Below are 24,223 nucleotides of genomic sequence, written 5' to 3'. Positions count from 1 at the left end.
CCTTCCGCCCTATGGGCCAGGGCCGCGGTCCGACATCGCATGCTCCGTTCGCTTGATATCCGCGACATGCTGCTGATCGAGCGGCTGGATCTGGGGTTCGGCCCCGGGTTGAACGTCCTGACTGGCGAAACCGGCGCAGGCAAATCGATCCTTCTGGATTGCCTGGGCTTTGTCCTTGGCTGGCGCAGTCGCGCCGATCTGGTCCGCAGCGGCGCCCAGCAGGGTGAGGTACAGGCCGTCTTCGACCTGCCCGCCGACCATCCGGCGCGCGCCGTTCTGTCCGAGGCAGGCATCAGCGTCGAGGAGGACGAGCTGATTCTGCGCCGGGTGAACGGGCTGGACGGCCGCAAGACGGGCTGGGTCAACGACCGCCGCGTTTCAGGCGAGGTTCTTCGCAAGCTGTCCGAGACGCTGGTGGAACTGCATGGCCAGCATGACGATCGCGGGTTGCTGAACCCCCGCGGACACCGCGCCCTGCTGGATGCCTTTGGCGTGATCGACACCACGCCCGTGCGAAAGGCCTGGAACCGGCGCCGCGAGGCTGCGCAGCAACTGGCGCAGGCCGAAGCCGCCTTGGAGGCCGCCCGGCAGGAGGAAGAATTCCTGCGCCATGCCGTTGAGGAAATCGACAAGCTGGCCCCCGAACCCGGCGAAGAACAAAGCCTCGACATCGCCCGCCGCCAGATGCAGGGGGCCGAACGCATCCGCGACGATGTCGCCCGCGCCCTGCAACTGCTCGGCGGCGACGGGGCCGAGAAGGCGATGGTCGATGCCGGACGCTGGCTGGAGGGCGTTTCGGACCACGCCGAAGGGCGCCTCGACCCGCCGCTGGCGGCGCTGTCGCGCGCGCTGATCGAACTGGGCGAGGCCACGCGCGGTGTCGAGGATACGCTGAGCGCATTGGAGTTCGACCCCTTTGCACTCGAGTCGACCGAGGAACGCCTGTTTGCCCTGCGCGCCTTGGCGCGCAAGCATGGCGTGCTGGCCGACGACCTGGCCGAACTGGGACAGGAGTTGCGCACAAGACTGGGCCGCATCGACGCGGGCGAGGCACAGATCGGAACGCTTCGCGCCGAGGCTGCGGCCGCTGCCCAGGCCTATGACGATGCGGCAGCCAAGCTGACGGAACGGCGCATGCGCCACGCCAAGCAGCTGGATCGGGCCGTCACTGCCGAATTGGTGCCGCTGAAGATGGATCGCGCCGTCTTCGAAACCCGAATCTCTGAAGGCGATGCCGGCCCCGACGGGCGCGACACCGTGGCCTTCACGGTCGCCACCAATCCGGGCGCGCCTTCCGGACCCTTGGACAAGATCGCATCGGGGGGTGAGCTGTCGCGCTTTCTGCTGGCACTCAAGGTCTGCCTTGCACGGGGCAATGATGCCTTGGTGATGATCTTCGACGAGATTGACCGCGGTGTGGGCGGGGCAACCGCCGATGCTGTCGGCAGACGGTTGCAGGCCTTGGCGCAGGGTTCGCAGGTTTTGGTGATCACCCATTCGCCTCAGGTGGCGGCGCTTGGTGCGGTGCATTTCCGCGTCGCGAAATCGGTCAGCAATGGGATGACGACCTCGAATGTCGTGGCGCTGAACACCGATGAGCGCACGGCCGAGATTGCGCGCATGCTGTCGGGCGATCGCGTGACAGAAGCGGCAACCGATGCCGCGAAGGCATTGCTGGCCGGTTAGTCGCCCCTGGGCAGCGGGCGCAGGATCGAGATGATCCGCCCGGACTTCTTGTCCAGCCGCACCAGATGTCCCGAGACAATGGCATAGACGCTGCCCGCAATCTCGCTCCCGAGGCCATAGCTGCCCGGGTTGCTGATGCGGCGGACCTGACCGTTGCCGGGAACCTCACCAATGATGGGACGATCCGCAGGCTGCTTGGCTGCGACGCTGGTCACGCGCAGCGCATCGGGCGCATAGGTCGTCAGCGTGCCAAGACCCAAGCCTGCCAGCAAGGTTGCCACTATGATCGTCTGCGCCTTCATGGATTGCGGTTCCCGGTTTCATCACTGGTATCTCAACCAGCCTTTTGACGCCAAGTTCCGTCCAGTCCACCCAAGCGTGACCGGATTCAGCGTCCCTTCGACGTGAATCTGGGAAGCATGGCAGAAAAGTCACGCCCTTTGCCGTCCTCTTCCTCGACAAATCGGCGATACAAGGTATGGGCCAGCTGTCCCATCGGCGTGTCGGCGTCGGCGGATTCGGCGGCCTGCTGCGACAGGTTCAGGTCCTTGAGCATCAGTTCGGCCGCAAAGCCCGGCTTGTAGTCGTTGTCGGCGGGCGAGGTCGGACCCACGCCGGGTGCCGGGCAATAGGTGTTCATCGACCAGCTGCTGCCCGAGCTGGTCGAGACCACGTCGAACATCTTCTGGCGGTCGAGGCCCAGCTTGTCGGCTAAGGCAAAGGCCTCGCAAGTGGCGATCATGGTGACGCCCAGGATCATGTTGTTGCAGATCTTGGCCGATTGTCCCGCGCCGCTTTCGCCGCAATGGACGGTCTTCTGACCCATGATCGCCAAAAGCGGCTGAACCTTGGCAAAATCGGCCTCATCCCCGCCGACCATGAAGGTCAGCGTGCCGTTCTGCGCGCCACCGATCCCGCCCGAAACCGGAGCGTCCACCGCACCCAAGCCTGCAGCACGGGCCTGCTGGGCCACGGCCTTGGCGCTGTCCACATCCACGGTCGAACAATCGCAAAGCACCGCGCCATCCTGCATCGCCGGGATAATGCTGTCAGCGACGCTGCGCAGGATCTGCCCGTTCGGCAGCATGGTGATGACGACCTCGGCCCCCTTGGCGGCGGCCTCGGCGCTATCCGCGGCGGTGACACCCTGCGGCATGGGCGCGGCGGTGTCGAAGCCCGTGACGTCATGGCCCGCATTGGCAAGATTTGCGGCCATGGGTGCGCCCATGTTGCCCAATCCGATGAAACCGATCTTCATTCCGCGTTCTCCCATGTCATTTCGTCGGCGCCCAAGGGGGCCAGAACCGCCTGAACGGCAGCCGTCGATGCGTCCGCGCTCCAACGCGGTGTACGATCCTTGTCGATGATCTGTGCACGCACGCCTTCCAGGAAGTCGGTGCATTCGGTGGCGCGGGCGGTAAAGCGATACTCGCGGCTCAGCGCTTCTTGGATACGTCTGTCTCCGCGGCTGGCGCGGACCATGGACAGACCCGCGGCCATCGACAGGGGCGAATTGCGACGCAGCGCCTTGAGGCTGTCGGTATCGCCCGCAGCCTCGACCGCTTGGGTGATATCAGCAAGGTTGCGCCCGCCGAACGCCGAAAGGTCGCGGTCGGCCAATGTGGCGGCGGGTGGCATGACGCCCTTGATCTGCTGAACGTCGCCGGTCCGTTCCAGGGTCTGGATCAGGGCAGGCCATTCGGCTTCGGGAAGGTAGGTATCGGCAAAGCCCGCGTGGATGGCATCGCCCGGTCCCATCCGCGCGCCCGTTAGCGCCAGGTATTCGCCGATCCGTCCCGGTGCGCGACCCAGAAGCCATGTGCCGCCGACATCCGGGATCAGCCCGATGCCGCTTTCGGGCATCGCAACGCGGGTGGTGTCGCCCACGATGCGGTGGCTGGCATGACCGCCCAGACCCACGCCGCCACCCATGACGAAGCCCTGCATGAAGGCCACCACGGGTTTGGGGTAATCCGCTATGGCTGCGTTCATCTGGTATTCGTCGCGAAAGAAATCTCGCCCGACCTGATGATCCCCTGCAAGCCCCGCATGATAGACGGCAGCAATATCGCCGCCCGCACAGAAGGCGCGATCGCCCGCGGCATCCATGACGACCAGTTCGACCGCAGGATCCTCGCGCCAGTCGTTCAGCGCCTTCAGGACCGCCAAGGCCATGCCATGCGTCAGCGCGTTCAACGCCTTTTCCCGCGTCAGGGTGATACGCCCCGCGCGGCCTTCGATACGAATGTTCAGGTCTTCCAAAGCCTTACCCCCGTTCGGCCAGCAGCGCCCGAGAGATGATCAGGCGCATGATCTCATTCGTGCCTTCCAGGATCTGATGCACGCGCAGGTCGCGGACGATCTTCTCGATCCCGTAATCGGCCAGATAACCATAGCCACCATGCAGTTGCAGGCACTGGTTGGCCACCTCGAATGCGCGGTCGGTGACATGCAGCTTGGCCATGGCGCAGAACTTGCTGGCGTCCGGGGTGGCGTGATCCAGCTTCCACGCGGCCTGGCGCAGGAAGATGCGGCTTGATTGCAGGGCGGTCTCCATCTCGGCCAGGCGGAACTGCAGGGCCTGGAACTGGTCCAGCGATTTCCCGAAGGCGTGGCGTTGGCCCATATAGGCCAGCGTCGCATCCAGCGCCGATTGCGCACCGCCCAAGGCCGCCGCCGCGATGTTCAGGCGACCGCCGTCCAGACCCGCCATGGCATAGGAAAAGCCGCGCCCTTCCTGACCCAGCAGGTTGTCGGCGGGATTGGTGCAATCGTCGAACTGGACCTGCGCGGTGGGTTGCGACCGCCAGCCCATCTTGTCCTCGGGCGCACCGAAGGACAGGCCGGGGGTGCCGTCTTCGACCAGCACCGTGCTGATCCCCTTGGGGCCGTCATCGCCGGTGCGGACCATGGCGATATAGACGTCGGAATAGCCTCCGCCGGAAATGAAGGCCTTGGTCCCGTTCAGCACCCATCCGTCATCCGTGGCGCGGGCCGTCGTGCGCAGGGCGGCGGCATCCGATCCGCTGCCCGGTTCGGTCAGGCAATAGCTGAAGATCCGCTTCATCGCACAAAGGTCCGGCAGCCAGCGGCTCTTGGCCTCATCGCTGCCGAACTTGTCGATCATGCCGCCGCACATGTTGTGGATCGACAGGAAGGAGGCGACCGAAGGGCAGGCCATCGACAGCGCCTCGAAGACCAGCGTCCCATCCAGACGCGACAGGCCCGACCCGCCGTGATCCTCGGAGACGTAGAGCCCGCCAAGGCCCAGTTCCGCGACCTCGGCCCACAGGTCGCGGGGAATGGTCCCTTCGGCTTCCCATTCGCGGGCAAAAGGGGCGATGCGGGATTGGCCGAAATCGCGGGCCATGTCGAAAATGGCCTGCTGCTCCTCACTCAGTGCGAAATCCATGCGGCATCCCTCCCCAGATGTGCTGAATTGAACACGTGTTTAATTGCCAGATGTTGCCAGAATATTGCAAGGCCCGGCGGTCACAGGTCGCATGTGAACTGCTCCACCAGGTGGCGGGTGACGGCGCGCATCGTTTCGGACGGGGTGGCACCGGCATTGCGGGCGCGGGCGGCAACGTCGCGCTGTGCCTGTGCTGCGGTGCCCCTAGCCACCATGTCGCGCAGCCGGGCCACCTGGGGCTGGCTGTCCAGCGCGTCGGCATCCTGCGCGATCAGGGCCAGCCAATCCTCGGCGATCTGGTCGAAGGGGACGATCTGACGGGTGCCGAAATCGATCAGCCCCTCGGACGTGCCATAGCGCATGGCCCGCCAGCGGTTCTCGCCCAGCAGGAAATTGTCGTATTCCCGCCAGCGGATATTGCTGCGCGACAGCCGCCACAGCATCCGCAGCGTCGCCTGGATCAGGGCCGCCAGCGTCACCGCATCCTCGATCCGGGGGCAGGCGTCGCAGATGCGGGTTTCCAGCGTCGGGAACTTGTTGCTGGGGCGCAAGTCCCACCAGATCTTGCTGCTGTCCTCGATCACCTCCAGATCGGTCAGCGCCTTGATCGAGCGTTCATATTCGTCCCAACTGCGCATCAGGGGCGGCAGGCCGGTCCGTGGCATCCCCCCGAAGACCGTCGTGCGATAGGAGGCCAGCCCCGTATCCTGCCCCTGCCAGAAAGGGCTGGAGGCCGAGAGCGCCAACAGATGCGGCAGGAAATAGGACAGCTGGTTCATCAGATCGATGCGCTGCGCCTTGTCGGGAATGCCGACATGGACATGCATCCCGCAGATGACCATGCGCTGCGCCACGCTGCCCAAGTCGCGCGACAGCTGGTTGTAGCGGTCCTTGTCGGTGTGGTCCTGATCACGCCAATCGGCAAGCGGGTGGCAAGAGGCTGATATCGGTGCCAGCCCGTGATCGGCGGCGTGCCGCGCCACGCAGGCGCGAAGGCGGCGCAGGTGGTCGCGGGCCTCGGTCACATTGGCGCTGACGGGGGTGCCGATCTCGATCTGGCAGCGCAGGAATTCGGGGCTGACCTGATCGCCCAGCTCGGCAGTGCAGGCATCCATCAGGGCCTGCGGGGCAGGGGCCAGATCGCCGGTATCGGCATCGACCAGAAGATATTCTTCCTCGATGCCAAGCGTGAAATTAGGTTCGGTGGTCATGGGCGGTTTCCATTCAGGGAAGCCCGTGGTCGCGATGGACCGGAGGCGCGTGCCCCCGGTCCACCCGGTTCGCTCAATGGGGCCGCGGGATCAGTCCATGGCCTTGAAGTTGAACTCTCCGCCTTCCTTGATGCCCGAGGGCCAGCGTGCGGTCACGGTCTTGGTGCGCGTATAGAAGCGGAACGCGTCCGGGCCGTGCTGGTTCAGGTCGCCGAAGCCCGATTTCTTCCAGCCGCCGAAGGTGTGATAGGCCAGCGGAACCGGGATCGGGACGTTGATGCCGACCATGCCGATGTTGATGCGGCTGGCGAAGTCGCGGGCGGTGTCGCCGTCGCGGGTATAGATCGCGGTGCCGTTGCCGTACTCGTGGTCCATCGCAAGGCTGATCGCCTCTTCATAGCTGCCGGCGCGGACGGTCGACAGGACGGGGCCGAAGATCTCCTGCTTGTAGATGTCCATGTCGGGGGTCACGCGGTCGAACAGATGCGGGCCGACGAAGAAGCCGTCCTCGTATCCCTGCAGGCTGAAGTCGCGACCGTCGACGACCAGCTCGGCACCCTGATCGACGCCGGTCTGGACCAGGCGCAGGATGTTTTCCTTGGCGGCCTTGGTGACGACCGGACCGTAGTCGACATCGTTGCCCGCGGTCCAGGGACCGACCTTCAGCTTCTCGATCCGGGGGACCAGCTTTTCGATCAGCGCGTCGGCGGTCTTTTCGCCCACCGGCACCGCGACCGAGATCGCCATGCAGCGTTCGCCAGCCGCGCCGTAACCGGCCCCGATCAGCGCGTCGGCGGCCTGATCCAGATCGGCGTCCGGCATGATGATCATGTGGTTCTTTGCACCGCCGAAGCACTGCGCGCGCTTGCCGTTGGCCGAGGCGCGTTCATAGATGTATTGCGCGATCGGGGTCGAGCCGACGAAGCCCACGGCCTGGATGGTCTCATTGTCCAGGATCGCGTCGACGCTGTCCTTGTCGCCGTTGACGACCTGAAGCACACCGTCGGGAAGACCGGCTTCCTGCAGCAGTTTCGCCAGCATCAGCGGGACCGAGGGGTCGCGCTCGGACGGTTTCAGGATCATCGCGTTGCCGCAGACCAGCGCCGGACCCATCTTCCACAGCGGGATCATGGCGGGGAAGTTGAAGGGCGTGATGCCTGCCACGACGCCAAGCGGCTGGCGCATGGAATACATGTCGATGCCGGGGCCGGCGCTGTCGGTGAACTCACCCTTCAGCAGATGCGGCGCGCCGATGCAGAATTCGATCACTTCCAGACCGCGCTGGACGTCGCCCTTGGCATCGGGGAATGTCTTGCCGTGTTCGGCCGACAGAGCCTCGGCCAGCTTGTCCATGTCGCGGTTGATCAGGTCGACGAATTTCATCATCACGCGGGCGCGGCGCTGCGGGTTGGTCGCGCCCCATTTGACCTGCGCCTTGGCGGCGCTTTCGACGGCGGCATCCAGCTCGGCCTTGGTGGCCAGCGACAGGCGCGCCTGAACTTCGCCAGTGGCGGGGTTGAAGACATCAGCAAAGCGACCCGAGGTGCCCTTGGTTTCCTTGCCGTCGATCCAGTGATGAATCTCTTTCATGCCGTCCTCCTGAATGATGTTGCGGGGACGATAGCCTTGCGGAAATGCCGGATAAAGATGAATGATGGCAAAAGGGTTTTGCATTTTTGCAAAGGTGACGGAATGGACTGGGACGACCTGCGGATATTTCTGGCGGTGGCGCGGACGGAAAGCCTGTCTTCGGCAGGGCGGCGGCTGGCCATGGATGCCTCGACCGTGGGGCGGCGCATCGCGCGGCTGGAGGCGGCGGTGGGCGCGGCGCTGTTCCTGAAGACGCCCCAAGGTTACGCCCTGACCGCCGAGGGCGCGCGCCTTGTCGCCCCCGCCGAGGCCGCCGAACAGGCCGCCGCCGCTGCCGCCGAGGAGGTGCGCCGCGATGCGGGCCTGACCGGCCAGCTGCGGATCGGTGCGCCGGACGGCTGCGCGAACTATCTGCTGCCGCAGGTGGCGCGCGATCTGTGTGATGCCCATCCGGGGCTCGAGATCCAGATCGTCGCCCTGCCGCGCGTGGTCAACCTGACGAAGCGAGAGGCGGACATGGCCATCGCCGTATCACCGCCCGATACCGGCCGCCTGGTGGTGCAGCGGCTGACCGATTACCACCTGCATCTGGCGGCGCATCGCGACTATCTGGACCGCCACCCGCAGGTGAGGGGGCTGGATGACCTGCGCGGGCATCGGATCATCAGCTATATTCCCGACATGATCTTCGACCGCGAACTGGATTACCTGTCCGCGACGGGGCTGGACACGGCGCAGATCAGCTCGAACTCGGTCGCGGTGCAGATGCAGGCGGTCAGGGCGGGGGCGGGCTTGGGCATCGTGCATGATTTCGCCATCCCCTTCGCGCCGGGCGTCACGCGCATCCTGACCGATCAGATCAGCCTTCGCCGCAGCTTCTGGATGATCCGCCATGCCGACGATCGCGCCTCGCGGCGGTTGACGCTTCTGGCCGAGGCTTTGGCGGCGGGCATCCGCGCCGAGGTCGCCCGGCTGGAAGGCCAGTTGACCGCCGGCGGCGATGGTCCCACTTGACGCGGGGCGATTGTGCGAATTTGATAAGGATAACCAAGCCGAAAAGGGGGCGTCTGATGCTGGTCAAGCAACTGCTGTCGATGAAGTCGGATACGGACAAGCCGTGGATCGAGGCCGGATTGATCGTGACGATCAAGCCCGAAGCCACCCTAGCCGAGGCTGCGACCCTGCTGGCGGAACAGCGCATCGGTGCCGTGGTCGTCTCATCCAACGGTCGCACGCCCGAGGGGATCCTGTCGGAACGCGACATCGTGCGTCAGCTGGGCAAGAGCGGCCCTTCCGTCCTCTCCTCGCCTATCAGCGGCGTAATGACCAAGGCCGTTCAGACCTGCCAGCCGGGCGATGACGGCATGGCCGTTCTGCAAAGGATGAGCGAGGGCCGCTTCCGCCACATGCCGGTGGTCGATGCCGATGGTAACATGCTGGGCGTGGTCTCGATCGGCGATGCGGTCAGCGGTCGCCTGAAGGAACTGGCGGCCGAAAAGGATGCGCTGACCGGGATGATCATGGGAAGCTGACGCGACGCCCCCCGGATCACGAACTTGCAATCCGGGGGCAAATGCGGTTTGCCTGAAGGCCGATACCTTGAAACAGGACGTCAGCCTCATGCGCATCGGCCTCTATCCCGGCACTTTCGATCCGATCACACTGGGTCACATCGATATCATGCAACGTGCCATGGTGATGGTCGACCGCCTTGTGATCGGCGTCGCCATCAACCGTGACAAGGGGCCGCTGTTCAACCTGGAGGAACGGGTCGCGATGGTGCAGGCGGAATGCGATGCCATCGCCGCAAAAACGGGTGGCGAAATCATCGTGCATCCGTTCGAGAACCTGCTGATCGATTGTGCCCGCGATGTCGGCGCCTCGATGATCGTGCGCGGTCTGCGGGCCGTTGCCGATTTCGAATATGAATTCCAGATGGTCGGCATGAACCGCGCACTGGACCATGAGATCGAGACCGTCTTCCTGATGGCCGATGCCCGCCGCCAGGCGATCGCCTCGAAGCTGGTCAAGGAAATCGCCCGGCTTGGCGGCGACGTGTCGAAATTCGTCACGCCGCCGGTCTGCCAAGCGCTGATCGCCCGCTACGATCAGGGCTGAGCAATCACGCGCTGGCGCTGTTCGCCCAGGCCCTCGATCCCAAGCCGCATGACCTGGCCGTCGCGCAGATAAACCGGGGGCTTCTGGCCCATGCCCACGCCCGGAGGCGTCCCGGTGGTGATGATGTCGCCCGGATGCAGCGTCGCCAGCCGCGAGCAATAGGCGACAAGTTCGGCCACACCGAAGACCATGGTGCGGGTATTGCCGTCCTGCTGCATCACGCCGTCGACCTCCAGCCACAGGCGCAGGGATTGCGGATCGGGAACCTCGTCACGGGTGACCAGCCAGGGACCGATGGGGCCGAAGCCGTCATAGCCCTTGCCCTTGTCCCATGTGGGGCCGTGGTTGATCTGCCAATCGCGTTCGCTGATGTCGTTGACGACGCAATAGCCCGCGACATGGTTCAGCGCGTCTCCCGGTGCAATGTCGCGGCCCGCGTCGCCGATGACGATGCCCAGCTCGACCTCCCAATCGGTGTGCTGCGATCCTTTGGGCAGATGCAGATCGTCGTCGGGTCCGGCGATGCAGCTGGTCCACTTGGTGAAGACGACGGGTTCGGCGGGAACCTCCATCCCTGCCTCGGCGGCATGGTCGGCATAGTTCAGGCCGATGGCAATGAACTTGCCGACGCCCGCGACGCAGGGGCCCATCCGCAGGTCCTGCCCATCGACCAGCGGCAGGCTGGCCGGGTCCAGATCGCGCAAGCGCTGCAGGCCGGCGGTCGTCAGCGTGGCACCGGCGATGTCCTCGACATGGTCCGATAGGTCGCGAACCCGACCCTCGGCATCCAGCAGACCCGGCTTTTCGGACCCGACCGGTCCGTGGCGCAGCAGTTTCATATGGCATCCCCCCATGTGTCTGTGTTCGGGGCGACTGTGGCACCCTGCAGGCTCAAGGGGAATAGCGCATGAAAAAGACCCGCCGAAGCGGGCCTTGATCGTCATGCGGGGCGGATCACTCGGCGGGCGGGGCCAGCTTCTTGGTGCCGCCATTGGCCAGCGGGTCTTCCTGACGCTGGACCGAGCCTTCGAAATGCGCGCCCGATTCGATGGCGATGGTCTTGTGGATGATGTCGCCCTCGACCCGGGCCGAGGCGGTCAGGCGCACCTTCAGGCCACGGACGCGACCGATGACGCGGCCATGCACGATGACGTCGTCGCCTACGATCTCGCCCTTGATGGTGGCCGATTCACCGACCGTCAGCTGATGGGCGCGGATGTCGCCTTCGACCGTGCCTTCGACCTGGATGTCGCCCTGCGTCTTGATGTTGCCGACGACCGTCAGGTCCGAGGACAGGACCGAAGGCGTCGTGCGGGCGCGGGGCGCGCTTGCCGGGGCGGCAGTGGCCTCGGGGGTGCGCTCGGCCGCGGCGGGGGCGGCTGCCTCGGGTGCGGGCTGCGGGCCCGAGGATTGCTGGGGGCGGGTATTTTCGGTTACGCGGGTCTTAGAAAACATTGTCTGCTGCCTTGATGAAGCTCATCGGGTCCACGGCCCGGCCCTTCATGCGCACCTCGTAATGCAGGTGCGGGCCGGTCGAACGTCCAGTGTTCCCCATATCACCGATAAGGTCACCTTGCGACACTTTATCGCCGACCTTGACGCGGATGCGGTTCAGGTGGCCATAGCGGGTCTCGGTGCCCAGCTCGTGCTGGATCTTGATCAGGTTGCCATAGCCGCTGGCGCGACCCGCGTGGATCACGACGCCGTCGCCCGTGGCATAGATCGGCGTGCCGATCGGGCCCGCCATGTCGATGCCCTCATGCATGCGGCCCCAACGGCGACCGAACCCCGAGGTATAGCGGAAGCTGTCGCGCACGGGCATGGCCAGCGGCAGCTTCTCTATCGCGATGCGATAGGTGTTCATCTGGTCCAGCGTGACGATGATCTGGCGGGCCTTGGTCTCGCCTTGGCTCAGCGCCGCGTCGCCGCGGGTGGAATAGGACATCGGGGTCAGGGGGCCGCCCTGACCGGAATAGCCGCGACGGATGGTGTTCAACACCTCGTCGGGGTTCATGCCGACCGAACGGAAGACATCGTCCAAGGGCTTGACCGAGACCGAGACGGCGTCTTCCAGCTGGGTCAGGATCTCATCGTTGCGGGCCAGGATCTGGTCACGCTCGACGGTCAGTTCCTGTGCGGCCAGCTGCGCGTCGGCGGCTTCCTGTTCGGCCGAGGCGCGCTGATCGGCAGCGCTGCGCAATTCGTTCGACAGGATGTCCAGCGCGACCGAGAATTCGTCGCTGCGGTCGGGGGCGGCCTGATCGCCAGCCTCGGCGCTGAGGGTGGCCTGCGCCTGGTCGCGTTCGGTGATGGCATCGCGCAGGGTGGTCTGGACGGCATCGAGGCCGGTTTCGACCTCGCGGCGCTGTTCTTCGGACTTCAGCAGCTGGGTCTGCATCTTGGACACCTGGTCCAGCGCGACGGTGAAGCGGTTCTGGGCGGCCAAGGCTTCGGCGGCGCGGGCGTCGCGTTCGGCGGACAGCTGGTCCAGCCGTTCCTCGAACGAGGATTGCGCCCGCAGCATCTGGTCGCGCGAATTGCCCGAACTGACGGCGTCGATGACCAGGAACGAGCTGGCCACAAGCGTCCAGCCGAAGACCACCGTGATGCCGCTGATGCCGGCAAGCTGGGTCAGGGGGCGAAGACGCACGAAGCGGGTGGTGTCATCGGACCGGAGGAAGAGACGCTGCTCGGGCAGCCACTTTTCCAGCGAAGAGTTCAGTCGATCGATAACAGCCATGGTTTGACACTGTCCCCCGAATGCGCGCCCGTGTTTCACGGTTGCTGCGCGTTGGTTCCGTTCAGCCTCGGGTAAACAGCACCTGTGCCTTCTTGGCAACAGGGACAGGGCGATTGGTTCCCACGATTGGCGGAACTCTGCTGTAGTCGGCAGATATTTGCCTATGCCAAAGCCGGGCTATTGATAAATCACGCAATTTCGTAGGGCAGGGGGCCGTCGCGGTCCGCCGGGATGCGCAGGGGGCGGTCTATCGGCGGCACCGAGCGCTGATGGCAGTCGGGTCGTGGGCAGATCCGGCAGGATATGCCGATGGGGTCGAAGACGCGCGGCTTGGTCAGGTCCAGCCCGTCGGCATAGACCATGCCCTCGGCCTGCGTGACCTCGCATCCAAGACCGATGGCAAAGCGGCGCACCGGGGCATTGAAAGCGCCCGCATGCTTCGACACGTCCCGCGACAGCAGCAGATAGCGCACCCCATCCGGCGTCTCGGCCAATTGGCGCAGGAAGCGACCCGGCTGTTCGAAGGCCTGATGCACGTTCCACAAGGGGCAGGCCCCGCCGAAGCGGGCGAACTGCAGGCGCGTCGCGGAATGGCGCTTGGTGATGGTTCCGGCCTGATCGACGCGCACGAAGAAGAACGGGACGCCTTTCGCCCCCGGTCGCTGCAACGTCGATAGCCGATGGGCGACCTGTTCCAGCGATGCGCCGAAAAGATGCGCCAGACGTTCCAGATCGTGACGCTCGGCCCGGGCGGCGGCCAGAAAGGCGCGATAGGGCATCAGCGCCGCCCCGGCGAAGTAATTGGCCATGCCAAGACGCGCGATGTCGCGTGCCGTGTCACTGCGGAAACGCGCCAGATCCAGCGTCGCCTCCAGCAGGTCGTTCTGACGTTCCAGCGCCACGATGTGCAGCAGTTGGAACAGGCGCGTGGCGGGCTCGGACGCGGCATTCACCAGGATCTGGTTGCCGTCCCGGCGAAAGACCGAATTTGCAGGCATCTCGGCCATCCGGACCTGAATGTCGCGTCGCGCCAAGGCGGCCACGGCCAGTTGCCAAGGGTCCTGGCGCTGCCCGTCGGGGCAGGCGAAATGTTCGGCGGCGCGGTCCACGGCATCAATGTAGTTGTCGCAATAGTGGAAGAAGTCGCGCACCTCCTCCCACGGGGTGGTCAGGCTGTTGCGGCCATCCGCGCCGATGGCCTGGTCCATCGCCGCCAGCCGTTCCTGCCCCTGGCGATGCGCCCGATAAAGGTCCAGAAACGCCCGCGCCAGCACCGGCGCATTGGTCGCCGCCAGCCGCAGATCGGCCAGGGGGGGCGTGGCGTCGAACAGCGGATCGGCCAAGGCCTCCTGCATGTCGATGACCATGCGTTCGGCGTCGCCTGCGGCCAACGTGGTCAGATCGACGCCGAATTCCTGCGCCAACCGCAGCAGCGCACCGGCCGAGATGGGCCGGTGGTTGTTCTCCATCTGCGAGAGATAGGGCAGGGACACGCCAAGCGTCTCGGCAAAACGCTTCTGCGTAAGCCCGGCGCGGGCGCGGGTTTCACGCAGCGCGCTGCCGGCATAGATCTTCTGCGTGGCCATGCTTTCTCCACCCTTGCAAAGCCAGTGTTAGCCTTTGCAAAGGTGCCGCGGCAAGTGGTCTCAGGCAGGGACCATGATGCGACGTTCGCGGTGAAAGACCCATGCGATGGCCAGAAGCGAACCCAAGGCCGAACAGCACATGATGGTCAAAAGCGGCGTGGCCCCGCTGCCCGGCTGCAACAGCGCCCCGGCCAGCGCCGAGAGCGCCGCGCCCCCCGCCACGGCCAGAGCCCCGCCCAACCCCGAGGCGGTGCCGGCCAGCTCGGGTCGGATGCTCATCATCCCGGCGTTGGCATTGGGCAGGACCATGCCGTTGCCCAGCCCCATCGTGCCGATGGTCGCCAGCAGGAACAGCACCAGCGACCACAGCACCACCGGCCTGCGCCCGAAGCGGTCGCTGATCGGCCCGCCCAACAGCTGCAGCACCGCGCTGGCCCCGATATAGGCCGAGACCGACAGCTGCATGACCGAATAATCGACCTCGAAATCACGCGCCATGCCGGGCAGCGAGGGCAGGAACACGTTCATCGACAGCGCCGAGACGCCGGACAGGACCACAAGGGTCAGGAGGTGGGGGGCAGTGCGCAGATGTGACATCGGAGTTCCTGAAGGCCGCGGGGCGGGCGCGACAGCTTCCTCCGATTATGCAGATCGTGCAAGACTAGTGATCGGCAAAAACTGCGGCATCCCCCCACAGGTCGCGCACCCGTTGATCGCGCCCGCAGGAATCGCGATAGAGCTTGTAGGCCGACGCCTTGGACCGCGGCCCGAAGCGGGTCAGGATCAGGTCGCCCTGCTTGTAGTAATCCTGATGATAGCTGTCCGCGTCATAGAAGGGGCCCGCATCCAGAATCGGGGTCACGATCTTCTGGCCAAGATCGGCGGCCGCCTGCGCCTTGGCCTGTTCGGCCGCCTGTCGTTCGGCGGCGTTGCGCACGAAGATGGCGGTGCGATAGCTGTCGCCCCGGTCGCAGAACTGTCCGCCGGGATCGGTGGGGTTCACCGAACGGAAGAACGCATAGAGGATCTGGTCATAGCTGACGCGGGCGGGGTCATAGATGATGCGCGCGGCCTCGTAATGGCCGGTGCCGCCGGCGGTCACCTGTTCATAGCTGGGATTGGCCACGCTGCCGCCGGTAAAGCCCGAATAGACCTCGGACACCCCGGCCATCTTTTCGAAGTCGGCCTCGACGCACCAGAAGCAGCCGCCGGCGACGATGGCGGTTTCCTGTGCCTGGCTAATTGCGGGGCTGGCGGCGATACCAAGGGCTGCCGCCAGCGCTAGGCGTTTGGAAAGGGTCATCATGGCCTCCTGCGTTTTGCAGCATGGTGCGGGCAGGGGGGGCTTCGATCAAGTCAAGCGCGCGTGATGGCGGTCAATCCCATTGCGACTGGCGATCGCGGGCCAGGTTGCCGAAGCGGGTGAACTGACCTTCGAAGGACAGTTCCACCGTGCCGATGGGACCGTGGCGCTGCTTGCCCAGGATGACCTCGGCCTTGCCGTGGACGTTTTCCATGATCTGCTGCCACTTGGCCATCGCGTCAAGATCGCTGTCCGAGGGCTTTTCGCGTTCCTTGTAGTATTCCTCGCGGAAGACGAACATCACGATGTCGGCGTCCTGCTCGATCGAACCGGATTCGCGAAGGTCGCTCAGCTGCGGACGCTTGTCCTCGCGGTTCTCGACCTGGCGCGACAGCTGCGACAGGGCGATGACGGGGATGTTCAGTTCCTTGGCGACGGCCTTCAGGCCCTGGGTGATCTCGGACACCTCGTTCACGCGGCTGTCCTTGGCGGATGCGGCCTTCAGCAGCTGAAGATAGTCGACCATCAGCACGTCCAGACCATGCGTCCGCTTCAGCTTGCGCGCGCGGGCGGCCAGCTGGTTGATGGGCAGGGCGGGGGTGTCGTCGATGAAAAGCGGGCAATTCTGCAGGGCATGGGCCGCCTCGACGAAGCGGCGGAACTCGGCCTCATCCATGTTGCCCGAACGGATGCGTTCGGAGGGCACTTCGGCGGCCTCCGACAGGATGCGGGCGGCCAGCTGTTCGGCCGACATCTCCAGGCTGAAAAAGCCCACGACCCCGCCTTCGACGGTGCCATGGGTGCCATCGGGCTTCTCGCCCATCTTGTGCGCCTTGGCGATGTTGAAGGCGATGTTGGTGGCCAGCGATGTCTTGCCCATCGACGGGCGGCCGGCCAGGATGATCAGGTCCGAATTGTTCAGACCGCCCATCTTGCCGTCCAGATCGACCAGCCCGGTCGAGATCCCCGACAGCTTCCCGTCGCGCTGATAGGCGGCGTTTGCGACCTGAACGGCCCCGGTGACGGCCTTGAGGAAGCTTTGGAAGCCACGTTCCGCGACGCCCTGTTCGCCCAGCTTGTAGAGCGTCTGTTCTGCAGCCTTGATCTGTTCCTCGGCCTCGTCGCCGACCTCGACCGCCGAGGCGCGGGCGGTGATGTCCTGTCCCAGCTGCATCAGTTCGCGGCGCAGGGCGAATTCTCGGATCATCTGGGCATAATCGCGGGCGGCATAGGCGCTGATGGCGGCGCTGGCCATGCGTGCCAGATAGGCCGGGCCGCCCAGTTCCTTCAGGCCCTCGTCGTTTTCCAGAAAGGCCTTGATGGTGACAGGGCTGGCCAGCGCGTTCTTGCGGATGCGTTCGCCACAGATGTCATAGATGCGGGCATGGACGGGGTGATAGAAATGATCGCCCTTGATGATCTGGCTGACCCGGTCGAACACGTCGTTATTGGTCAGCAGCGCGCCCAGCAGCTGCTGTTCAGCCTCCAGCGAATAGGGGATCGAGGTCTTCTCGCCCTCGGCCCCGTCCTGACCCGGTGTGATGACGCGTAGTCCGGTCATGTCCATGCCGCCTTCCTGATGCTCGAAGCTGAAAGTCTAACGCAAGACGGGGGCCGATGACACGACCCCCGCCAAGATTTCGGTTGATGGTTCTGTGGATAGCCTGTGGACAAATGGGTCCTCAGGCGTTGGCTTCCTGCCATTGACGGGGGTTGGTCAGGAAATTCTGAACCTCGGTCAGGGTGGCCTCGTCGAAGGATTTCTGTTCGCGGGCCTCGGCCAGCACGTCCCACCAAGTGCACAGGTGATGCAGCTGCACCCCGTGATCGGCCAGGCGCTGCGTGGTTTCCGGGAAGATGCCGTAGTAGAAGATCACCGCCGTATGCGCGCAGGTCGCGCCGGTTTCGCGGATTGCATCCACGAAGGACAGCTTGGAGCCGCCGTCGGTGGTCAGATCCTCGACCAGCAAGACCCGCTGGCCTTCGGTCATCACGCCCTCGATGCGGGCGTTGCGGCCGTAACCCTTGGGCTTCTTGCGCACATAGGTCATGGGCAGCGACAGCCGTTCGGCCACCATCGCACCGAAGGGGATGCCTGCGGTTTCACCGCCCGCGACATTGTCGAAGGCCTCGAAGCCCGCGTCCCGCATGACGGTTGCGGCCATGAAATCCATCAGCGTGGCGCGGACGCGCGGAAAGCTGATGATGCGGCGGCAATCGACATAGGTCGGGCCCTTCAGGCCGGACGCATAGGTAAAGGGCGTTTCGGCGTTGAAATCGACGGCCTTGATCTCCAGCAGCATCCGGGCGGTCAGGCGGGCGATTTCTTCGCGGGTGGGGAAGGTCAGGCTCATGCGGTCTCCGGGTGCCAGTAGAGGGGGAAGCCGGGGTCGAAGACGGTGACCTCTTCGTCGCCGGCGGAAATGGTGGCGGGATAGGGGGCGGGCGTGTCGCGGCGAACCAGCGTGATGCGATCGTCAGACGGCGCCATGCGATAGAAGGCCGCGCCGTTCAGGCTGGTGAAGGCCTCCAGCCGGTCCAGCGCGCCATCGTCCTGAAAGACCTGCGCCAGGATCGACATTGTGTTCGGCGCGGTAAAGCAACCCGCGCAGCCGCAGGGTTGCAGCTTGGCGCTGTCGGGATGGGGGGCGCTGTCGGTGCCCAGGAAAAAACGACCCTCGCCGCTGGTCGTGGCTTGGCGCAGCGCCAGACGGTGGCTTTCGCGCTTGGCCACGGGCAGGCAATAGTAATGCGGCCGGATGCCGCCCGCCAGAATGGCGTTGCGGTTGATGACCAAGTGATGCGTCGTGATGGTCGCGGCCAGATCGTCCCCGCCCGAGCGCGCGTAATCCACCCCGTCCGAGGTGGTGATATGTTCCATCACCACCCGCAGTCCCGGCACCTTGCGGCGGATCGGGTCCAGCACGCGGTCGATGAACACGGCCTCGCGGTCGAAGATGTCGATGGCGGGGTCGGTGACCTCTCCGTGGACGCAGAGGGTGATGCCGTTTTCAGCCATCGCCTCCAGCACGGGGCGCACGTGGTCCATGTCGGTCACGCCGCTGTCGGAATTGGTCGTGGCACCTGCCGGATACAGTTTGACCGCGCGGATAATGCCAGCCCTGAAGGCCGCGACCACATCGGCAGGATCGGTCGCATCGGTCAGATAAAGCGTCATCTGCGGCTGCAACGCCGCGCCTTCCGGCAGGGCCGCCATGATCCGGTCGCGATAGGCCGCGGCCTGCGCGCCCGTCACCACCGGGGGCACCAGGTTCGGCATGATGATCGCGCGGCCGAAGCCTGCGGAATGGGGGGCCACGGCCTTCAGCATCGCGCCATCGCGCAAATGCAGGTGCCAGTCGTCGGGGCGGCGAAGCGTCAGCGTCTGTGTCATGGGTCTGCCTTTTACATTGTCATGGCGTCTTGCCAAGCGTCAGCAGCATGTTTCTTGGAACCTTGCCCCTTGGTCGCCGTTGCTTCCTGCGATCTCAGCAGGCACCCTTGATCATCCGATCCATATTGGTGCCGGTGCAACACAGAAAGATCCGGACATGAACATGATGATGCCGATGGTTCTGCCAGCCGCACAGATGCGACTGGTCAGCGAATTTTCCCGCATGGCGATCGAATCCCAGATGGTCATCGGAATGCGGATGGCGGGCATGATGGGCCTGATGCCCCAGGCCCCGGGTGAGAATTTCCGCATGATCGCCGAAAAGCAGGCCGCCGCATCCGAGGCGATGTTCGCGATGGCCAAAGCCGGCATGTCGGGCGCCAGCCCCGAGCGGATGATGTCGGCGGCACTGCGACCCTATGGCAAGCGCACCCGTGCCAACAGTCGGCGCCTGACCTCGAAGAAGGGCTGATCGGGGAACGTCCCCTCTGCTGCACCGTTGTCCCGACACGAAACGTGGCAAGACGAGGGTGCAGGATGAAAACGGCTTTGATTACCGGCGGCGCACAGGGCATCGGCAGGGGCATCGTCACGCGCTTGCGTCAGGACGGCTGGCGCGTCGCGACGATGGATCTGGACGCCGAAGCCTTGGCCGAACTGAGGGCCGACGACGATGGGATCCTGACGTTGCAAGCCGATGTCGGGCAAGAGGATCAGGTCGGTCATGCCTTCGACCAATTGCAAGCATGGTTGGACGGGCAGGGGCTGGACCTGCTGGTCTGCAACGCGGGCATCGCCGATCCCGTCTGCGGACCGATCGAGGATCTGTCGCTAAGCGATTGGCAGCGCTGGCAGGACAGCCATGTGACGGGGGCGTTTCTTTGCACGCGTGCAGCGGTCCTGCTATTGCGGAAGGCGGGGGGCAGTATCGTGATGATGGCTTCGACCCGCGCCCTGCAATCCGAACCGCAGACCGAGGCCTATTCCGCGGCCAAAGGTGCGCTGACGGCGCTGACGCGGGCGCTCTCGGTCAGCCTGGGGCCGGACATCCGCGCGAATTGCATCCTGCCCGGCTGGATCGAGACGGGCCCTTGGCAGAAGCAGGCCGACAGAACGCATCCCGAGCATTCGCAGACGGACAAGGCGCAGCATCCCGTAGGACGCGTGGGCACCCCGGACGACATTGCGGGGCTGGTCGGCTGGCTCGCCTCGGATCAGGCGGGCTTCATCACGGGGCAGAGCTTCGTCGTCGACGGCGAATTGAGCGTCAAGATGATCTATACCGAATGAAAAAGGCGGCGGGATGATCCCGCCGCCTTTCCATTTCGACCTGTTGCAAGATCAGATCAGCTTGCCCATGGCGACTGCCGTGTCCGACATGCGGTTCGAGAAGCCCCATTCGTTGTCGTACCAGGTCAGGATGCGGACCATGCGGCCTTCCATGACTTTGGTCTGATCCATGTGGAAGATCGACGAATGCGGGTCGTGGTTGAAGTCCGAGGAGACCAGCGGCTCCTCGGTATAGCCCAGGACGCCCTTCAGCGGGCCATCGGCCGCGGCCTTGATGGCGGCGTTGATCTCCTCGACCGTGGTGTCGCGGCTGGCTTCGAAGGTCAGATCGACGACCGAGACGTTCGGCGTCGGCACGCGGATGGCGACGCCGTCCAGCTTGCCCTTCAGTTCCGGCAGCACCAGGCCCACGGCCTTGGCGGCCCCGGTCGAGGTCGGGATCATCGACAGCGCCGCGGCGCGGGCGCGGTACAGATCCTTGTGCATCGTGTCCAGCGTCGGCTGGTCGCCGGTATAGCTGTGGATGGTAGTCATGAAACCGCGGTCGATGCCGATGGTGTCGTTCAGGACCTTGACGACGGGCGACAGGCAGTTGGTGGTGCAGCTGGCGTTCGAGACGACGATGTCGTCGGCGGTCAGCGTGTCGTCGTTGACGCCGAAGACGATGGTCTTGTCGGCGTTCTCACCGGGGGCCGAGATCAGGACGCGCTTGGCGCCGGTCGACAGGTGCGGCTGGACCTTTTCCTTCGAGGCGAAGATGCCGGTGCATTCCATGATGACGTCGATATCGCCCCACGGCAGTTCCGCCGGGTTGCGGATGGCGGTCACCTTGATCGGGCCGCGGCCCACGTCGATCGAGGATCCGTCCACGGTGACCTTGGCGGGGAAGCGGCCATGCACGCTGTCATAGCGCAGCAGGTGGGCGTTGGTTTCCACCGGGCCCAGATCGTTGATGGCGACGACCTCGATATCGGTGCGGCCCGATTCGATGATTGCGCGCAGGACGTTGCGACCGATACGGCCGAAGCCATTGATGGCGACCTTGACTGCCATGGGTACCCCTCTTGAGCAGGTGACGGTTGCACATCCTCTAACGCGGCGGCAACCTTGATGCAAACGCGACGATTGCCGCAGATGGCGACCTAACGCCAGAAAGCGCAATATTCGATGAACCGATCCATCGTCTTGCCCACGAACAGCGGCAGCGTCCCGTCCAGCCAGACTTGATCGACAAGAAAGGCCGCGGCGATCAGCAGCAGCAGGGCGATTGCGATTTGATTGGTCATCTGCGCCTCCGGTGAGGTTTTTATCACGCGGCGCGCGTTCGGGGGCAAGATGCTTTCACATCGCGCTATTCATCGTCCTGCGGCATGCGCAGCGTGATCTGGCCCTCCTCTTGCAGGCGGCGGATGGTGGCGACCACCTCGGTCTTGGCATCCTCGATATCCTTGGCGCGGGGCTTGCCAAGCGCCTCGCGTTCCTCGCGCAGGCTATCGGCCATGCGCTGCGACAGGTTCGACAGGATGAAATCGGCCGCCGCCTGATCGGCGGGTTCGGTTGCGGCAAGCGCCCGGATCAGGGCTGCCTGATCGACATCGCGCACGATGCGCGGCACCTCGCGCGGTTCGACGCGGGTGGGGATATGGCCAAAGACGAAGATCGCCTTGCGCACGCCATCGGCAAAGCCCGTGTCGCGTTCATCCAGCACCTGAAGCACGTCGTCGCGCAGATCGGCGGTGGCAAAGTTCAAAATGGCCCCCATGCGGTCCGCCGCGGGGGTGGGAATGGCGGGCTTGGGCAGCGCATCGGCGGCCTGCAACAGCACCAGCCCCACGCGTTTCAGCGCCTCGGGCGTGACGGCGGCGGTCATGGACATCGCCTGCGCCACCGAACGGGCGCGATCCCGCGACAGGGCCAAGAAGGTGGCCGAGGCGGCCTCGACCGGCAGTTTGGACATCATCAGCGCGACCAGTTCGACGGACTCGGCCTGCGCCAACTTGATCAGCGTGTCATTGGGCAGCGCGCAGATGCGGCCCCAAGGGTCGCCGCGCCCCGAAATGGCATCCGCCTGGCGGACGCGGTCGCTGCTGGCATCCGAGATGCGGGCCCCCAGCATCGCCAGCGTTCCATCGGTATTGCCGGGAAAGGTCACCCCCACCGATTCCAGCCGGTCGCAGAATTCGGTGATCACCGCATCGCGCGTCTGTCGGTCGATCAGCTGCATTCCGGCCATTTCCTGCGCCAGCAGGGCCTGGGCATCGCTGTCCAGCCGGTCCAGCCCTGCGACCTGATCGTCGTCCAGCAAAAGGCGCACGATCACCGCCGCCTTCTGCCTTTGGCTAAGCCCGATCTGCGTCGTCATAACTGCCCCCATGGTGGTCATCATCCTGACCGCCACTTTGGCAGAACAACCCTAACGCAAGGTTAGCGGGCCTGTGCTTTTACAGCGGCGCCTGTTCGAAGACCCGCTTGAAGATCGTGTCGACATGCTTGGTGTGATAACCAAGGTCGAACTTCTCCTCGATCTGGGCGGGGGTCAGGGCGGCGGTCACCTCGGGGTCTGCCAGAAGCTCGGTCTTGAAGTCCGCGCCCTTTTCCCAGACCTTCATGGCGTTGCGCTGGACCAGGCGATAGCTGTCCTCGCGCGAGACACCGGCCTGCGTCAGGGCCAGAAGCACGCGCTGCGACATCACCAGACCTTTGAACTGGTTCATGTTGCGCAGCATGTTGTCGGGATAGATGACCAGCTTGTCGACGACGCCCGCCAGGCGGTTCAGCGCAAAGTCCAGCGTGATGGTCGTATCCGGCCCGATGGCGCGTTCCACCGAGGAATGGCTGATGTCGCGTTCGTGCCACAGGGCGACGTTCTCCATCGCGGGGATGACCGACATGCGCACCAGGCGCGCCAGACCGGTCAGGTTCTCGGTCAGGACGGGGTTGCGCTTGTGCGGCATGGCCGACGAACCCTTCTGGCCGGGGCTGAAGAATTCCTCGGCTTCCAGCACCTCGGTGCGCTGCATGTGGCGGATCTCGATGGCGATGTTCTCGATGCTACTGGCGATGACGCCAAGCGTGGCAAAGAACATCGCGTGGCGGTCGCGCGGGATCACCTGGGTGCTGATCGGCTCGGGGCGCAGGCCCATCTTGGCGCAGACGTGCTCCTCGACCGCCGGGTCGATGTTGGCGAAGGTGCCGACGGCGCCGCTGATCGCGCCGGTGGCAATTTCGCTGCGGGCGGCGTCAAGACGGGCGCGGCCGCGGGCCATCTCGGCATAGAAGCGGGCGAAGGTCAGACCCATCGTGGTGGGTTCCGCGTGGATGCCGTGGCTGCGACCGATGCGGACCGTGTCCTTGTGTTCATAGGCGCGGCGCTTCAGCGCATCCAGCAGCTTGTCCATATCGGCCAGCAGGATGTCGGCGGCGCGGACCAGCTGTACGTTCAGCGTGGTGTCCAGAACGTCGCTGCTGGTCATGCCCTGATGCACGAAACGCGCCTGATCGCTGCCGACATGCTCGGCCAGATGGGTCAGGAAGGCGATGACGTCATGCTTGGTGACGGCCTCGATCTCGTCGATGCGGGCGACGTCGAATTCAACGTCCTTGGCCTTCCAGACCGCATCCGCGTTCTCGCGCGGGATCACGCCCAGATCGGCCTGGGCATCGCAGGCATGGGCCTCGATCTCGTACCAGATGCGGAACTTGGTCTCGGGGGACCAGATGGCGACCATTTCGGGGCGGGAATAACGCGGGATCATCGGAGGCTCCTTTCGGTTGCCGTGGGCATAGCCCCGACGTGCCGCAGGGGCAAGTTTTCATCACGCCCGCGTGCATTTGCGCGGAACATTCGGCGCGGATGGCGGGTTCGGTCCACAAGAACCGACATTCAAGACGAG

The 24,223-nt window shown here is 65.0% G+C and carries 25 protein-coding genes; 6 read left to right on the top strand and 19 right to left on the bottom strand.

The features are described 5' to 3' along the window. Positions 1-39 precede the first annotated feature (39 nt). The gene (recN, locus tag DDE75_RS13175; RefSeq protein WP_108502842.1) at positions 40-1,686 is read left to right on the top strand and encodes a DNA repair protein RecN; all 1,647 of its coding nucleotides are present in this window, start codon (positions 40-42) and stop codon (positions 1,684-1,686) included. Here the strand turns inward: recN and DDE75_RS13170 are convergent. From DDE75_RS13170 to DDE75_RS13145, 6 genes are all read right to left on the bottom strand, one after another. Then, on the bottom strand, positions 1,683-1,988 hold the full coding sequence (locus DDE75_RS13170) for a hypothetical protein (RefSeq protein WP_108502841.1): 306 nt from the start codon (positions 1,986-1,988) through the stop codon (positions 1,683-1,685). The two genes, recN and DDE75_RS13170, sit on opposite strands and share 4 nt — an antisense overlap. An 86-nt stretch (positions 1,989-2,074) precedes the next feature. Next, the gene (gene mmsB / locus DDE75_RS13165; protein WP_108502840.1) at positions 2,075-2,944 is read right to left on the bottom strand and encodes a 3-hydroxyisobutyrate dehydrogenase; all 870 of its coding nucleotides are present in this window, start codon (positions 2,942-2,944) and stop codon (positions 2,075-2,077) included. Beyond that, positions 2,941-3,948 carry an enoyl-CoA hydratase/isomerase family protein gene (locus DDE75_RS13160; RefSeq protein WP_108502839.1) on the bottom strand — a complete coding sequence of 336 codons (1,008 nt, stop codon included), beginning with the start codon at positions 3,946-3,948 and terminating at the stop codon, positions 2,941-2,943. The genes mmsB and DDE75_RS13160 overlap by 4 nt, the downstream gene beginning before the upstream one ends. Before the next feature lie 4 nt (positions 3,949-3,952). Continuing rightward, positions 3,953-5,098, bottom strand: coding sequence for an acyl-CoA dehydrogenase family protein (locus DDE75_RS13155; protein WP_108502838.1), 1,146 nt, complete (start codon positions 5,096-5,098; stop codon positions 3,953-3,955). 80 nt (positions 5,099-5,178) lie between these two features. Further along, entirely contained in the window at positions 5,179-6,309 is a 1,131-nt protein-coding gene (locus DDE75_RS13150; protein WP_108502837.1) for a carboxylate-amine ligase, read from the bottom strand. Between the two features lie 90 nt (positions 6,310-6,399). Then, a complete protein-coding gene (locus DDE75_RS13145; RefSeq protein ID WP_108502918.1) occupies positions 6,400-7,899 on the bottom strand; it encodes a CoA-acylating methylmalonate-semialdehyde dehydrogenase in 1,500 nt (499 codons plus the stop codon). Between the two features lie 102 nt (positions 7,900-8,001). Here DDE75_RS13145 and DDE75_RS13140 point away from each other — a divergent pair, with 102 nt between their 5' ends. The 3 genes from DDE75_RS13140 to coaD all read left to right on the top strand — a co-directional run bounded on the left by DDE75_RS13140 (position 8,002) and on the right by coaD (position 10,017). After that, on the top strand, positions 8,002-8,913 hold the full coding sequence (locus DDE75_RS13140) for a LysR family transcriptional regulator (RefSeq protein ID WP_108502836.1): 912 nt from the start codon (positions 8,002-8,004) through the stop codon (positions 8,911-8,913). 56 nt (positions 8,914-8,969) lie between these two features. Beyond that, positions 8,970-9,431: a CBS domain-containing protein gene (locus DDE75_RS13135; RefSeq protein WP_108502835.1), complete on the top strand. Its 462-nt coding sequence runs from the start codon at positions 8,970-8,972 to the stop codon at positions 9,429-9,431. Between the two features lie 88 nt (positions 9,432-9,519). After that, positions 9,520-10,017, top strand: coding sequence for a pantetheine-phosphate adenylyltransferase (coaD, locus tag DDE75_RS13130; RefSeq protein ID WP_108502834.1), 498 nt, complete (start codon positions 9,520-9,522; stop codon positions 10,015-10,017). On the opposite strand, the gene DDE75_RS13125 is transcribed toward coaD, so the two are convergent. The 9 genes from DDE75_RS13125 to pyrC all read right to left on the bottom strand — a co-directional run bounded on the left by DDE75_RS13125 (position 10,008) and on the right by pyrC (position 19,040). Continuing rightward, positions 10,008-10,856 carry a fumarylacetoacetate hydrolase family protein gene (locus DDE75_RS13125; RefSeq protein ID WP_108502833.1) on the bottom strand — a complete coding sequence of 283 codons (849 nt, stop codon included), beginning with the start codon at positions 10,854-10,856 and terminating at the stop codon, positions 10,008-10,010. The genes coaD and DDE75_RS13125 overlap by 10 nt on opposite strands. A 115-nt stretch (positions 10,857-10,971) precedes the next feature. Then, positions 10,972-11,472, bottom strand: coding sequence for a bactofilin family protein (locus DDE75_RS13120; protein WP_108502832.1), 501 nt, complete (start codon positions 11,470-11,472; stop codon positions 10,972-10,974). Continuing rightward, a complete protein-coding gene (locus DDE75_RS13115) occupies positions 11,462-12,757 on the bottom strand; it encodes a M23 family metallopeptidase (RefSeq protein ID WP_108502831.1) in 1,296 nt (431 codons plus the stop codon). Before DDE75_RS13115 ends, DDE75_RS13120 begins: the two co-directional genes overlap by 11 nt. A gap of 188 nt (positions 12,758-12,945) precedes the next feature. Then, positions 12,946-14,343 (bottom strand): helix-turn-helix domain-containing protein, encoded by a 1,398-nt coding sequence (locus DDE75_RS13110; protein WP_108502830.1) that lies wholly within the window; start codon positions 14,341-14,343, stop codon positions 12,946-12,948. A gap of 60 nt (positions 14,344-14,403) precedes the next feature. Then, the gene (locus DDE75_RS13105; protein ID WP_108502829.1) at positions 14,404-14,940 is read right to left on the bottom strand and encodes an MFS transporter; all 537 of its coding nucleotides are present in this window, start codon (positions 14,938-14,940) and stop codon (positions 14,404-14,406) included. Positions 14,941-15,004: 64 nt separating this feature from the next. Then, a complete protein-coding gene (msrA, locus tag DDE75_RS13100) occupies positions 15,005-15,646 on the bottom strand; it encodes a peptide-methionine (S)-S-oxide reductase MsrA (protein ID WP_108502917.1) in 642 nt (213 codons plus the stop codon). Positions 15,647-15,719: 73 nt separating this feature from the next. Next, positions 15,720-17,207, bottom strand: a complete 1,488-nt coding sequence (locus DDE75_RS13095) for a replicative DNA helicase (RefSeq protein WP_108502916.1) — start codon at positions 17,205-17,207, stop codon at positions 15,720-15,722. 121 nt (positions 17,208-17,328) lie between these two features. Next, positions 17,329-18,000, bottom strand: coding sequence for an orotate phosphoribosyltransferase (locus DDE75_RS13090; RefSeq protein WP_108502828.1), 672 nt, complete (start codon positions 17,998-18,000; stop codon positions 17,329-17,331). Further along, positions 17,997-19,040, bottom strand: a complete 1,044-nt coding sequence (pyrC, locus tag DDE75_RS13085; protein WP_108502827.1) for a dihydroorotase — start codon at positions 19,038-19,040, stop codon at positions 17,997-17,999. The genes DDE75_RS13090 and pyrC overlap by 4 nt, the downstream gene beginning before the upstream one ends. Before the next feature lie 157 nt (positions 19,041-19,197). Between pyrC and DDE75_RS13080 the strand changes: the two genes are divergently transcribed. Beyond that, a complete protein-coding gene (locus DDE75_RS13080; RefSeq protein ID WP_245894744.1) occupies positions 19,198-19,512 on the top strand; it encodes an antibiotic ABC transporter in 315 nt (104 codons plus the stop codon). Positions 19,513-19,577: 65 nt separating this feature from the next. Continuing rightward, positions 19,578-20,330: an SDR family NAD(P)-dependent oxidoreductase gene (locus DDE75_RS13075; protein ID WP_108502826.1), complete on the top strand. Its 753-nt coding sequence runs from the start codon at positions 19,578-19,580 to the stop codon at positions 20,328-20,330. Positions 20,331-20,381: 51 nt separating this feature from the next. On the opposite strand, the gene gap is transcribed toward DDE75_RS13075, so the two are convergent. The 4 genes from gap to purB all read right to left on the bottom strand — a co-directional run bounded on the left by gap (position 20,382) and on the right by purB (position 24,085). Next, positions 20,382-21,383 (bottom strand): type I glyceraldehyde-3-phosphate dehydrogenase, encoded by a 1,002-nt coding sequence (gap, locus tag DDE75_RS13070; RefSeq protein ID WP_108502825.1) that lies wholly within the window; start codon positions 21,381-21,383, stop codon positions 20,382-20,384. Between the two features lie 89 nt (positions 21,384-21,472). Continuing rightward, positions 21,473-21,616 (bottom strand): hypothetical protein, encoded by a 144-nt coding sequence (locus DDE75_RS17450; protein ID WP_170310954.1) that lies wholly within the window; start codon positions 21,614-21,616, stop codon positions 21,473-21,475. Between the two features lie 65 nt (positions 21,617-21,681). Continuing rightward, positions 21,682-22,692 carry a FliG C-terminal domain-containing protein gene (locus tag DDE75_RS13060; RefSeq protein WP_162799035.1) on the bottom strand — a complete coding sequence of 337 codons (1,011 nt, stop codon included), beginning with the start codon at positions 22,690-22,692 and terminating at the stop codon, positions 21,682-21,684. A 79-nt stretch (positions 22,693-22,771) separates the two neighbouring features. Continuing rightward, a complete protein-coding gene (purB, locus tag DDE75_RS13055; protein WP_108502822.1) occupies positions 22,772-24,085 on the bottom strand; it encodes an adenylosuccinate lyase in 1,314 nt (437 codons plus the stop codon). Positions 24,086-24,223 lie beyond the last annotated feature (138 nt).

Source organism: Paracoccus indicus (assembly GCF_003056335.1).
Classification (GTDB): domain Bacteria; phylum Pseudomonadota; class Alphaproteobacteria; order Rhodobacterales; family Rhodobacteraceae; genus Paracoccus; species Paracoccus indicus.
This window is presented reverse-complemented; position numbering and strand designations above follow the sequence as displayed.

What these genes read in the sequence shown, in the direction of transcription:
- mmsB (WP_108502840.1), bottom strand. Translation starts at nt 2,944, where the DNA reads ATGAAGATCGGTTTCATCGGATTGGGCAACATGGGCGCACCCATGGCC.
- DDE75_RS17450 (WP_170310954.1), bottom strand. Translation starts at nt 21,616, where the DNA reads ATGACCAATCAAATCGCAATCGCCCTGCTGCTGCTGATCGCCGCGGCC.
- DDE75_RS13155 (WP_108502838.1), bottom strand. Translation starts at nt 5,098, where the DNA reads ATGGATTTCGCACTGAGTGAGGAGCAGCAGGCCATTTTCGACATGGCC.
- DDE75_RS13080 (WP_245894744.1), top strand. Translation starts at nt 19,198, where the DNA reads ATGAACATGATGATGCCGATGGTTCTGCCAGCCGCACAGATGCGACTG.
- recN (WP_108502842.1), top strand. Translation starts at nt 40, where the DNA reads ATGCTCCGTTCGCTTGATATCCGCGACATGCTGCTGATCGAGCGGCTG.
- coaD (WP_108502834.1), top strand. Translation starts at nt 9,520, where the DNA reads ATGCGCATCGGCCTCTATCCCGGCACTTTCGATCCGATCACACTGGGT.
- DDE75_RS13125 (WP_108502833.1), bottom strand. Translation starts at nt 10,856, where the DNA reads ATGAAACTGCTGCGCCACGGACCGGTCGGGTCCGAAAAGCCGGGTCTG.
- DDE75_RS13135 (WP_108502835.1), top strand. Translation starts at nt 8,970, where the DNA reads ATGCTGGTCAAGCAACTGCTGTCGATGAAGTCGGATACGGACAAGCCG.
- DDE75_RS13145 (WP_108502918.1), bottom strand. Translation starts at nt 7,899, where the DNA reads ATGAAAGAGATTCATCACTGGATCGACGGCAAGGAAACCAAGGGCACC.
- DDE75_RS13150 (WP_108502837.1), bottom strand. Translation starts at nt 6,309, where the DNA reads ATGACCACCGAACCTAATTTCACGCTTGGCATCGAGGAAGAATATCTT.
- DDE75_RS13060 (WP_162799035.1), bottom strand. Translation starts at nt 22,692, where the DNA reads ATGACGACGCAGATCGGGCTTAGCCAAAGGCAGAAGGCGGCGGTGATC.
- msrA (WP_108502917.1), bottom strand. Translation starts at nt 15,646, where the DNA reads ATGACCCTTTCCAAACGCCTAGCGCTGGCGGCAGCCCTTGGTATCGCC.
- DDE75_RS13110 (WP_108502830.1), bottom strand. Translation starts at nt 14,343, where the DNA reads ATGGCCACGCAGAAGATCTATGCCGGCAGCGCGCTGCGTGAAACCCGC.
- DDE75_RS13075 (WP_108502826.1), top strand. Translation starts at nt 19,578, where the DNA reads ATGAAAACGGCTTTGATTACCGGCGGCGCACAGGGCATCGGCAGGGGC.
- DDE75_RS13090 (WP_108502828.1), bottom strand. Translation starts at nt 18,000, where the DNA reads ATGAGCCTGACCTTCCCCACCCGCGAAGAAATCGCCCGCCTGACCGCC.
- pyrC (WP_108502827.1), bottom strand. Translation starts at nt 19,040, where the DNA reads ATGACACAGACGCTGACGCTTCGCCGCCCCGACGACTGGCACCTGCAT.
- DDE75_RS13095 (WP_108502916.1), bottom strand. Translation starts at nt 17,207, where the DNA reads ATGACCGGACTACGCGTCATCACACCGGGTCAGGACGGGGCCGAGGGC.
- DDE75_RS13115 (WP_108502831.1), bottom strand. Translation starts at nt 12,757, where the DNA reads ATGGCTGTTATCGATCGACTGAACTCTTCGCTGGAAAAGTGGCTGCCC.
- DDE75_RS13170 (WP_108502841.1), bottom strand. Translation starts at nt 1,988, where the DNA reads ATGAAGGCGCAGACGATCATAGTGGCAACCTTGCTGGCAGGCTTGGGT.
- gap (WP_108502825.1), bottom strand. Translation starts at nt 21,383, where the DNA reads ATGGCAGTCAAGGTCGCCATCAATGGCTTCGGCCGTATCGGTCGCAAC.
- DDE75_RS13105 (WP_108502829.1), bottom strand. Translation starts at nt 14,940, where the DNA reads ATGTCACATCTGCGCACTGCCCCCCACCTCCTGACCCTTGTGGTCCTG.
- purB (WP_108502822.1), bottom strand. Translation starts at nt 24,085, where the DNA reads ATGATCCCGCGTTATTCCCGCCCCGAAATGGTCGCCATCTGGTCCCCC.
- DDE75_RS13140 (WP_108502836.1), top strand. Translation starts at nt 8,002, where the DNA reads ATGGACTGGGACGACCTGCGGATATTTCTGGCGGTGGCGCGGACGGAA.
- DDE75_RS13120 (WP_108502832.1), bottom strand. Translation starts at nt 11,472, where the DNA reads ATGTTTTCTAAGACCCGCGTAACCGAAAATACCCGCCCCCAGCAATCC.